We start from the raw sequence: 6,000 nt of genomic DNA, 5'->3' as shown, positions 1-6,000 counted from the left end.
GCGCCAGGCAAAAGCACACGCGACCGAAATCCGCTCGCGCTCTTCAAGCCGACTTCTTCAACACAATCAGCCCAAAGAGGCCTAGTTGTTAAGGCGATGCTTTCAATGCGCGGTGACCATGAGTGGACGGGTTAAGTCCAGAGCCGAGGAAGTGGCGCACCTCCATAGAGAAGGTGATCCAGGCCCGTTCGTTCTCCAGCGGTATGTGGTTGTCGCTGTCGAGCGGAACCAGGCGGGCGTTCGGGATTTCTCGCGCTAGCCTCTCACCTTCGGCAAACGGTGAGACGCGATCTCCAATCGCGTGACAGACGAGGGTGGGGACTCGAACCTGGGTCAGCAAATCACCGATATCGATGAGGGACAGCGCGCGGCGAATTCGGACAGCGTTCTCAGGCGGCGTGCCGATGCGCATCATTTCGTTGTACCAATCCATCTGCCGCTTCGAGCCGCCGGGTATCAGGTTGGACGTGTAGAGTGTGCGCAGGGAAGGGTCGTCGCGGCCCCAACCGAAGCGGATAAGGCGGTCCACGGCTTCTGAGGCTTCGCGCGCATCGTCGCCCCTGTTCGCCATGCCGGTAACAAAGCCGCCCAGCAGAATGAGACCCCGCACCCGCTCAGGCCTGCGGACGGCGAGGTCGATGGCGATCGGAGCGCCCTGTGAAATCCCAAGAACCACGGCCGGTTCGTCGACCAAAGCATCCACTACCGCGTCGAGATCGCTTCGAAACGAGTCGAAGGAGATGTCCGGGCAATCCCAATCCGAGAGCCCGTTGCCCCTCTGATCATAGCGCACGAACCGGTGGGCTTCGGAGAAAAACTCGAGAAAGTGGCGCCAGACCGGGCTGTGTTCTTCGAAGGCGAGGTGGGTCATCCAGTTGGGCGTCTTGAGCAGGGTCGGACCGTCGCCAATGATGCCGCACGCGATAGAGGTGCCGTCACCGGCAGTGACGTGGCGGATGGTTTGGTGAATGCCGCGTGCCTTTGGTGGAGCCGACTGGTGTGCCAGCGATCCGTCGTCCAACGCCTGAAAGGTATCGGGTTCGGGGTCCACGCCAAGCTCGCCGCGGATGAGATCGCGGCAGTGCTCCGCATGTTTGCGTGCCTCACCGAGGGCGCCGGACGCGACGTGGAGCTCGATGATCTGTCGGTGGATGTCTTCCTGCAGGGGGTCGATGCGAAGCGCGAGGTCGGCGCTGTTCAGGGCCTCCTCGATGCGAGACGTCCGGCGGTAGTGGTCGGTCAGTCGGCCGAGGACCGAAAGCGCCAGTGCTTCGAGATGGCGCCGTTCGGTAACAAGCCAGGTGTCAAAGGCATCTTCGTTCAGGTCGATGCCGTCGAGAAATGGGCCCCGGTAGAGCGCGGCTGCGGTCTCAAGATCGGAGATGCTGGGGCTTGCCGCCTTCTCGGTAAACGCGGAGACGTCGGCGCGAAGCACGTCGGGATCGATTGCGAGGGCATTCTCGTCCACTGACACGAGCGCCTCCGGTCCGAGCTCGGCCCGGATCGCGTGGACGACCTGACGAAGGCTGGTCCGCGCCGCAGCTTTCGGGGACTCGCTCCAAAGAAACGCAGCGATTTCCCCTCTCGCGATCGGGCGTTTCGGTCGGGTGGCCAGCAGGGCGAGCAGTCCAATCGCCTTGTTCCGTCGAAACCGGACTGTCTGGCCCGTGTCTGAGGCGCGGACAACGGGCTGACCAAGCAGACAGAGATCGTGGCTCCGATCACACATATTGGACGGCATCTTTCTTCAGCTCGTTTCAGCGTAACAAATGTGGGGACGGTTGTACCCGTCCGCCGTAACGGCGCCGTTACGGGCAGGGATTTGGATCCTCACGAACGCGAATATTGGAGGATCGATATGCGACTTTCTCTCTTCTCTGCCTTGCTGACGCTGGCCCTCGCGGCGGAGCCTGCGATTTCGGACAACACGGATCACGGTCGTTTGGGATGTCCCGAAGACGGATCCGCGCTGGAACGGGCGGTAGCCTTTCTCGAAGATGTGAACATGGCGCCGTCCGTCATTCGCTGTCCAAAGCGCACGACGGATCTGCACCTTGCCCGTCTCTATTTTGGGGGCGACGGCGGCGACCCCGGCAACGAAACAGTGGCCGCGCTTTATGTCCGGGCGACCGGCGAGATACTCATTGACGCCAAGACAGACTTTCGGGACCCGGTGGACCTGAGCTTTTTCGTTCACGAGCTGGTCCACAGCCGACAAATGGAAGCGCCCGAGGCCACGGCATGTGTCGGCGTCCTCGAAGCGGAGGCTTATGCGATACAGGCGGCGTTTCTGCGCAAGCAGGCGCGCCCGCGCGAAGCGCTCCTGTTTGATCTCATGGGCCAGCTGCAGGCCGGCTGCGCCTCACGTTATTAGCTTACATGTAGAAACCGATCAAAATCTGATTGCTTGCAGAGTCTTGCTGGATGAACCCAAAGCGACGTCCGCAATGTCTCGCTACTCGGACATAGCGCATTATCTGATAGAGGTCCGCTGACGGCAGAAGCGGACGTTCCAGCTGAACCCCACCGAGTTGCCAAAGGCTCAAACGACGGCAATCCTCATTCGAAGGCCCTAATAGCAGTACGGGCAGAGAAGAAGCCCTACGATGGCCAGCGGTGCTAGGACTACGACCGCTCCAGTGGCGAGCACTGCTTTACCTGCTGCCTCATTCTTCTGTTTTCGAACTTCTGTCTTACAAGGTTCTGAAGTGACATTTGTCACTAGGACACGATGATCCTGACCTTCGATCTTGATCCTACCATCGATCAGGTAACTGTCGCTATCAGCAAGCCGCTGATATGTGACCTTGGAGCGACGAGCGAGTTGCTCTGCGTAACTCGACGGATCGTCTGCGCAGAACAATGCAACAGGCTCACCAGAGGTTGTCTTCGCGGTCACTTGTGGAGTCTCTTGGGCCGCGGCGCAGGCCGTTAGAAGAAAGCATGCTAGAAAGAGTAACGCTTTGTTCTGCAATTTAGTTTCCCCGGCGAGATGAAGACATTGAGTTTCTCCAGAAAAACTGAACTTGCTGCGACTACAAAGCCCTTTGGCTTTCCATAGTAGGCAGTGTGTCCCAGTCGGCATCCCGGGCGGCGGCGATGCACGTTATCGCAGTACCGGCGCTTTTACTGCATGGATAAGTTAGTCACGCCATGCGACGGCAGGACATTTGAACGGCTTCGGCTGCTTCGTCCACAATGTGGGCAATCAGTCTTACATGAGACCTGCTCAGCTTGACCGACCTGTCGTGCCCCGGTTGATGCATGTCATTCTGCGTTAAAGGCAGTTTCGATAGCTTTCCTTTTGTTGGCGTCCTAAGACAGGAGACTTAAGCGATCGAAATGACCGGATTTCAATGCGCTCTCGCGCTTTTTGTTGTCGCAGTAATCGCGGGGTGCAGCGCCACCAAAGACCGACCGGCTGTTCGACCCGAGCCATTTGATAGCACGCCGCACACAGGTACTGACCGCGTTGCCATCAAGACGGTTTCTCGCCTGAGTGGCCTTCAATTAGAGGTTAGCCCCTTGCCGGACGGCCCCGAGGCTCTTGATGCCTGGTTAGAGGTGATTTCCGGGGCCAAACGGTCGATCAAAATCAAGACCTTTATCTTCAGATCCGACCCGGTTGGGCTCATGGTTCAGGATGCGCTTCTCGCCGCAGGTGATCGGGGTGTCGAGGTGCGTATTCTGCTGGATGATTTCTTTCATCGCTGGGAGAAAGGTGATCTTTCGCGGCTCGCCGCGCACCCGAACGTCACCTTGCGACTCTTCAATCCGCACAGCAAAGCGTTGCCGGCGCCAATGGGATTTCTGGCAGAGTTTCCTCGCGTGAACCGCCGGATGCATGGCAAGATGATGCTGGTCGATGACCGCCTTGCTATTGTCGGGGGCCGCAACATAGCCGACGAGTATTTCCTGAGAGACCCGGAGGCGTATTTCACCGATTTCGACATTCGCGTCGAGGGGGCGGATGTCCGGAAGTTCGACGTGGTCTTCGAAACCTTCTGGGAAGACGAACTCAGCGTGCCCTATGCCGGGTTTCGAAGAAAGGATGAGGTAGGGCGTCTCTGGTTAACCGAGCAGTCTAAACCCTTTGCCGCAGAAACCGTCCGAAACACCGCCAGCCATCGAAATCTGCCCTCCTTTAAGGTCAGAGGTATGCTCCATGCTGACCCACCCGGCAGGATACACAGTGCCCAGAGTGGGAAGGCCGGAGAAGTCGAAGGGGCGTTCCTTTCGGCCTTCTCCGCGGCGCGGTCGGAAGTTCTTGTCGTCACCCCCTATTTCATTCCTGAGGCGCATGGGGCCCGGCTTCTCCAAAGACTTGCGGCTCGTGGCGTCGCAGTCACCATTCTGACGAACTCTCACGCCTCGACCAACCACCCGTCAGTACATGCCGGGTACATGCGTTATCGCCGAGCACTCCTGAAGGCCGGGGTGCGTATCATCGAGTTTCGCGGTGACGCGGTACGCAGATATGAAGAGGGTGATACGATCCACTACCCGGCTGTGGTCATGCACACAAAACTGGCTGTGATCGATCGCAAGGTCTCGCTGATCGGTTCCCCAAACTTCGACCCCAGATCCCTTCAGCAAAACGCGGAACTTCTGATGCACATTGAAAGTCCAGCGTTGGCCGCATGGATTGCCGACCGCTATAGCCGCGTTGCCGAGCGCTACGGCTATGTGCTGAAGATCGACCCGGACGGTACAGAAAAGTGGGATTACCGGGACCGCACAGGTATCAGTCGCCAGAGAAGTGAGCCACTTGGTTCGCTTATGGACAGCGCCGTGACCACTTTCTTTCGGCTCTTCTACTTCGATCAATACTTGTGACTGGTGTGAGCATTCAGCGCATAACCGCGAACCGAACGCCTCCTCAGCAACACTGATCAACGCGATAGTTGATTGATATCTGCCGGATCAATCATGCAGTTCAATAAATGACCGGTTCGTCCGCTACTCGGCCATCCGGCCATTTCCGACGGACGTCCGCTGACGGTAGAAGCGGTCGTTCCCGAGCAAAATCGCGCTCAGACGGCGTCAGATGACCGGTTATCCTGGCAGACCAGTCATCCGACCAAAACCCTAAGATGTCGGCAGAGAGCCCTTTCCGGAAGTGACCCGGCCAAGACCCTCGCACATGCAGCAAGAACGTCGCTGGTCCCGAACGCTGCGGCGCAGAGGGAATAGCAGTCATTCGTGACCGGTGCAGCGAGATCTCAGAGGCCAAGGTCCGGTTTGCGGACGAAGCAGCCCGTTGCAGGTGCAGCATCTGAGTAGATTGACCAAAGCTTGCAAGATGTCTCCTCGTGTCAGAAAGTACCTGTCAACGTATTCAGGGAGAACGCAAACATGGGTTTCGTTGAAGCCACCAAGACGTGCCTCGGGAAATACTTTGTTTTTTCGGGGCGCGCGGTGCGGTCCGAGTACTGGTGGTTTGTGTTGTTCGTGGTTGTCGTGAGCGTTGTCTTGGCAGTTATCGACGCCTCCCTGTTCGGCATGGATCCAGAAACTGGAGAGAGCAGCCAAGTCCTCACCCCGATATTCCAACTTGCCGTTGTCGTACCCATGCTTGCCGCTGGATGGCGTCGACTGCATGACACCGGAAGACCAGGCTGGTACTTGCTTTTGCCTGCAGCACTGAGCATCGCGACCATGTTCATGCTGTTCAGTGGCATCGCGGTATTCTCAGTCCTCGAGCAAGGGGCTGACGACCCTGAAGCGTTGAGAGGCCCAGCGGCTCTACTTGGCGTCACCGGTTTGATGGTTGTGGGAGTTCTCCAACTGATACTCTCTGTGCTGATGATCTGGTGGCTAAGCCGACCGTCACAGGAAGGTACAAATGAATATGGTCCACCCGCAGCTTGAACTTATGACGTGGATCATCAGTGCTTTCGCGGCGGAATGACGACGAAACATGGCTTAGTTGCCTAGGGGGTTACTTATGAAGAGACATCTAGTCGCCGGCACGGTCCTCACAATCATGATGTCATCACC

4 protein-coding genes are annotated in these 6,000 nt (G+C 58.0%); 3 read left to right on the top strand and 1 reads right to left on the bottom strand.

The window, feature by feature from the left end; translation table 11 throughout:
- Positions 1 to 88 precede the first annotated feature (88 nt).
- Positions 89 to 1,474, bottom strand: coding sequence for an alpha/beta fold hydrolase (locus tag RXV90_RS24110; protein WP_316652669.1), 1,386 nt, complete (start codon positions 1,472 to 1,474; stop codon positions 89 to 91).
- A gap of 408 nt (positions 1,475 to 1,882) precedes the next feature.
- Here RXV90_RS24110 and RXV90_RS24105 point away from each other — a divergent pair, with 408 nt between their 5' ends.
- The 3 genes from RXV90_RS24105 to RXV90_RS24095 all read left to right on the top strand — a co-directional run bounded on the left by RXV90_RS24105 (position 1,883) and on the right by RXV90_RS24095 (position 5,871).
- Positions 1,883 to 2,374, top strand: a complete 492-nt coding sequence (locus tag RXV90_RS24105; RefSeq protein ID WP_316652667.1) for a DUF6647 family protein — start codon at positions 1,883 to 1,885, stop codon at positions 2,372 to 2,374.
- A gap of 968 nt (positions 2,375 to 3,342) precedes the next feature.
- A complete protein-coding gene (locus RXV90_RS24100; protein ID WP_316652664.1) occupies positions 3,343 to 4,836 on the top strand; it encodes a phospholipase D-like domain-containing protein in 1,494 nt (497 codons plus the stop codon).
- Positions 4,837 to 5,355: 519 nt separating this feature from the next.
- A complete protein-coding gene (locus RXV90_RS24095) occupies positions 5,356 to 5,871 on the top strand; it encodes a DUF805 domain-containing protein (RefSeq protein ID WP_316652662.1) in 516 nt (171 codons plus the stop codon).
- Positions 5,872 to 6,000 lie beyond the last annotated feature (129 nt).

This window comes from Ovoidimarina sediminis (assembly GCF_032586175.1).
GTDB lineage: Bacteria > Pseudomonadota > Alphaproteobacteria > Rhodobacterales > Rhodobacteraceae > Ovoidimarina > Ovoidimarina sediminis.
The sequence above is the reverse complement of the archived record's forward strand: the minus strand, read 5'-3'. Positions and strand labels throughout refer to the sequence as shown.

What these genes read in the sequence shown, in the direction of transcription:
- RXV90_RS24100 (WP_316652664.1), top strand. Translation starts at nt 3,343, where the DNA reads ATGACCGGATTTCAATGCGCTCTCGCGCTTTTTGTTGTCGCAGTAATC.
- RXV90_RS24095 (WP_316652662.1), top strand. Translation starts at nt 5,356, where the DNA reads ATGGGTTTCGTTGAAGCCACCAAGACGTGCCTCGGGAAATACTTTGTT.